Raw genomic sequence first — 4286 nt, forward strand, 5'->3', positions numbered from 1 at the left:
GCCGGGGCCTCGGTGGCCGCCGAACGCGGCTACACCCGTGAAATCGGCAACCTGACCTTCCACATCTCCCTGGTCGGCGTGCTGTTGTCCATGGCCCTGGGCGGGGCCTTCGGCTACGGCGGGCAGCGGGTCATCGTGGAGGGCGAGACGTTCGTGAACTCGCTGGTTTCCTACGACTCCTTCTCCCCGGGCACCTATTTTGATGCCGAGAACCTGGAACCGTATTCGGTGACCCTGGACAAGTTCGACATCCTCTTCGACCGGGAATCCGAAACCCACTTCGGCCAGCCGCTGGACTTCACCGCGCACGTGACCACCCGGCGCTCCCCGGACGCGGAGCCGGAAAAGGAAGAGCTGAAGGTCAACCATCCGCTGCGCATCAACGGCGCGGATGTGTACCTGGTGGGTAACGGCTACGCCCCGGTGTCACGGTGCGTGACGGCAACGGGGATGTGGCATTCTCCGGCCCGGTGGTTTCGGTGCCGCAGGACTCGGTGTACACCTCCCTGATGGTGGCCAAGGTCCCCGACGCCAAGCCCGAACAGCTGGGCTTCCAGGGATTCCTGCTGCCCACCGCGATGCTGGACGAGAACGGCTTTGGCATCTCCGGGGACCCCAACGCCATCAACCCGCAGCTGCACCTGAACTCCTACGCCGGGGATTTGGGCGTGGATGACGGGGTGCCGCAGAACGTGTACGTACTGGACACCGAGAAGATGACCGAGCTGAACTCGCGTTCCCAGGACGCCGGCGGCATCATCCTGGAAGCCGGGCAGACCTACGAATTGCCGGACAATGCCGGTAGCATCACCTTCGAGGACTTGAAGCGGTACATCGCGGTGGACATCAACGCCGACCCGGGCAAGCTGCCGATTGCGATCTTCGCCGGGCTGGCCCTGGTGGGGCTGGCGGTTTCGCTGTTCACCCCGCGCCGGCGCGTGTGGGTCAAGCTCACCGATGAGGGTGGGCAGCGCGGCATCGAGTTCGCGCTGCTGGCTCGCGGCGAGGACCCGCGGCTGGAAAACGAGGCCCGCGAACTGCGGCGCATCTTTGAGAAAACATGGCCGGTGGCTGATGAGCCGGATTCGGACGAGCAGGAACTAGGAGAAGACCGTGGGCACTAACAGCGCCTTGGAACCCATTAACGAGACCCTTGGGGTGTACAGCCAGCTGTTCATGCTGCTGTCGGCCATGGTGTACGCGGTCGCGTTCATCTTCTACGCACTGGATCTGGTGCAGTCGAACAAGACCATCGCCGAACTGGACGCCGCCGCCCTGCAAAGCGACCAGAAGTCGCTGGTGACCGCCGGCGCCCCGGGCGGCAAACCGCGGCGAACCAAGAACGCGCGCGCCGACCTGATGGGCGAGCACGTGGTCAACGACAAGATGACCTACACCGCCAGCTCCGCCAAACGCGGCATGGCCCGCATCGCCGTCGTGCTGACCTGGCTGGGCGTGCTGATGCACGGTTTCGCCGTGGTTTCCCGGGCGCTGGCCGCGAACCGGGTGCCCTGGGGCAACATGTACGAGTTCCTCACCACCGGTGCGTTCGTGGTCGCGGCCGTGTACGTGGTGGCACTGCTGCTGAAGGACCTGCGCTTCATGGGCACCTTCATCATCGGACTGGTGACCCTGATGCTGTGCGCGGCCACCATCGGCTTCCCCACCCCGGTTGGCCACCTGGTGCCGGCGCTGCAGAGCCCCTGGATTGTGATCCACGTGTCCATCGCGGTGCTGGCCTCGGCATTGTTCTCCATCAGCTTCGCCATGAACGTGCTGCAGCTGATGCAGCACTCCCGGATGAACCGCCTGGCCGAGGGCAAGAACGACCGGCTGCCGTTCATGCGTCTGGTGCCCGGGGCCGGTGCCCTGGAGAACTTCGCCTACCGGATCAACACCATCGCGTTCGTGATGTGGACCTTCACCGTGATGGCCGGCGCCATCTGGGCCGAGGCGGCCTGGGGACGCTACTGGGGTTGGGACCCGAAGGAAGTATGGTCATTCGTGATCTGGGTGGTCTATGCCGGCTACCTGCACGCGCGCGCCACCGGTGGCTGGACCGGGCCGCGTTCGGCTTGGCTGTCGATCATCGGCTACGGTTGCGTGATCTTCAACTTTACGGTGGTCAACATCTACTTCAACGGCCTGCACTCCTACGCCGGAATCTAGTCCCGGCAGTACTCAGGGCGCCGACGCGGTCAACTGCGTCGGCGCCCTTTTTGTCTTCACCCTCCGCGGTGGCATCATCGGCGCGGGCTTGACCGTTCCCTGTTCTGGTTGACTTCCGCCCGGGCCGGGATGACGCTGGAGACAAGAAAGCCCCAGGCGACGCTGCCGCAGGCACGCGGCCTGGCCACCTATCGGTGGGCGGACTTGGGGCCGGGAGGGGGAACGACCATGAGCGGAGAGCAGCTGGCGGCGGCGCTGGAGGCCGAACACCGCCGGATTGATTCGGGGATTGAGGACTTCCTGGCCCGCCAGGCCACCGGTTCCCGGGCCCGGAAGTCCCTGGGGGCCGCCTTGGCGGCCCTGCGGCGGCACATTTACCTGGAGGAGGTGATCCTCTTCCCGTCGTTGCGTGGCGGGTCACTGGATTTGGCCCTGTTCGTGATGGAGCGTGAGCACGGGCGGCTGTGGGACCTGCTGGACGCCTGGATCAGCGCCAGGGGCAGTGGGGCGGGGCAGAGGCCCGCCAGCTGTGTCAGCGGCTGCTGCAGACGCTGGAGAAGCACAACGCGAAGGAAGAGCCCATCAGCTACCCGCAGGCCGATGAGGGGCTGGAGGATGCCGCGGCACGCCGGCTGGGGGAGTTCTTGGCCGCCGGGCAGATGCCCGAGGGGTGGCGGTGCGCCCGGGCCAGCGCCTAGGAGCAGCCCGCCGGGGTGGGGACTAGTTGTCCTTGGAGTTCGGATTGCCCGCAGAACCGTTGTGGTTGTGGTCCTCCGGATCGGTATGATCCTCACCGGATTCGGCTTCCTTGCGCTTGAGATCCGCCTCACGCTGGTTCAGTTCGGCTTCACGCTGCTGCTGGCGGCGCCACACCTCAAGCTGACGCAGGAAGTCCTCGTCGTCATCCGGCGCGTTGCTGCGCGGGGCGGCGGCCGGGGCGGAGAAGACGCCGGGACGACCCAGCACGTACCACAGTCCGGCGCCGATCAGCGGCAGCAGCAGGATCACCACGAGCACGCCGCCTTGGGAAGCGAGCGCACCTGATGGCGGTCGGTGCGGGCACAGTCGATCAGGGTGTAGATCGTTACCGCAACCGCGACGAGTGCTGCGAAGATAATAAAGCGGACCATATACCTAGTCTAGTAAAATACCTCGGCTTATTGCTCGGTAGACTGGACTATGTGCAGTTTCTAAAATACTCCGTGCTCCGCCTGGGGATCTTCCTCATCGTTTTCTTCGCGCTCTGGCAGCTGATGGGCTGGCCGATCTTTGTTGCCGCGCTGATCGGCTGATCATCGCCTTTGCGGTCACCTACCTGTTCTTCAACAAGCTTCGGCTGGCCGCCGGGGCGGATGTGCAGCGGCTCTTTTCCCGCACCAGCAGCCGCAAGACCCCGAAGCAGCGGGCCGATGAGGACGTCGAGGACGCCTTCGACGAACAGCAGCGCCACGACGGCCAGTAGCCCAGGGCGTCACGCCCGGTGCTGCTAGCCCAGCAGCTGCAGCACGATGGCCAGGGTGAACAGCAGGGCGTAGGCCAGGTTCAGGATCCCGGTCTGTTTCAGCACCGGGACCAGCCGGGACGCGTCCGGCTGGCGCAGCATCAGCCAGCACGGGCGGATGGCCACCAATGCGGTGGCCAGGATCAGCCACATCCACGGGTAGGTGGTGGTCAGCAGCACCGGCAGGATGATGGCGACCGCCACCATGGCCACATAGCTGATGCGGGCCAACTGGTCGCCCAGGCGCACCGCTAGGGTCAGTTTGCCCGCCGGCTTGTCGGTGGCGATGTCCCGCACGTTGTTGGCCATCAGCAGGGCGGTGCCGATCAGGCCGGTGCCCACCGCCCCGATCAGTGAGGCCTCGGTGATCCGCCCGATTTGGGTGTAGGTGGTGCCCATGGTCGCCACCAGGCCGAAGAAGATGAATACGTACACGTCACCCCAGCCGCGGTAGCCGTAGGGGTTGCGTCCACCGGTGTAGCCCCAGGCGGCGAAGATCGCCGCCACCCCGACCAGCAGCAGCGGCCAGGAGGCGGAGATGATCACCAGCACCAGCCCGGCCAGGGCGGCCAGCCCGAAGCATCCGAAGGCCGCGTTGCGCACCTGCCGGGGTTCG

The 4286-nt window shown here is 65.8% G+C and carries 5 protein-coding genes and 2 pseudogenes; 5 read left to right on the forward strand and 2 right to left on the reverse strand.

The features are described 5' to 3' along the window. The first annotated feature begins 12 nt into the window (after positions 1-12). The 4 genes and pseudogenes from JCM19049_RS19645 (at position 13) to JCM19049_RS08775 (ending at position 2867) form a co-directional block, all read left to right on the forward strand. Positions 13-1124 (forward strand): annotated as a pseudogene (locus JCM19049_RS19645) (cytochrome c biogenesis protein ResB). Between the two features lie 7 nt (positions 1125-1131). Beyond that, on the forward strand, positions 1132-2169 hold the full coding sequence (ccsB, locus tag JCM19049_RS08770) for a c-type cytochrome biogenesis protein CcsB (protein WP_279402798.1): 1038 nt from the start codon (positions 1132-1134) through the stop codon (positions 2167-2169). Positions 2170-2397: 228 nt separating this feature from the next. Further along, positions 2398-2643: pseudogene (locus tag JCM19049_RS23350) on the forward strand (hemerythrin domain-containing protein); the annotation flags it as partial. Next, on the forward strand, positions 2634-2867 hold the full coding sequence (locus JCM19049_RS08775) for a hypothetical protein (RefSeq protein ID WP_054821400.1): 234 nt from the start codon (positions 2634-2636) through the stop codon (positions 2865-2867). The pseudogene JCM19049_RS23350 and the gene JCM19049_RS08775, both read left to right, overlap by 10 nt. A 22-nt stretch (positions 2868-2889) precedes the next feature. Here the strand turns inward: JCM19049_RS08775 and JCM19049_RS08780 are convergent, their stop codons facing one another. Beyond that, on the reverse strand, positions 2890-3186 hold the full coding sequence (locus JCM19049_RS08780; protein WP_279402796.1) for a hypothetical protein: 297 nt from the start codon (positions 3184-3186) through the stop codon (positions 2890-2892). Between the two features lie 26 nt (positions 3187-3212). Here JCM19049_RS08780 and JCM19049_RS19650 point away from each other — a divergent pair, with 26 nt between their 5' ends. Then, entirely contained in the window at positions 3213-3461 is a 249-nt protein-coding gene (locus JCM19049_RS19650; protein ID WP_279402797.1) for a hypothetical protein, read from the forward strand. Between the two features lie 194 nt (positions 3462-3655). Here JCM19049_RS19650 and menA read toward each other — a convergent pair. Then, a partial coding sequence (gene menA / locus JCM19049_RS08785) for a 1,4-dihydroxy-2-naphthoate octaprenyltransferase (RefSeq protein WP_054821402.1) occupies positions 3656-4286 on the reverse strand: 631 nt, incomplete at its 5' end.

The sequence above is a fragment of the Arthrobacter sp. JCM 19049 genome, assembly GCF_001310435.1.

Excerpts from the sequence above, each read along its gene's own strand:
- JCM19049_RS19650 (WP_279402797.1), top strand. The coding sequence starts at position 3,213 with ATGGCGGTCGGTGCGGGCACAGTCGATCAGGGTGTAGATCGTTACCGC.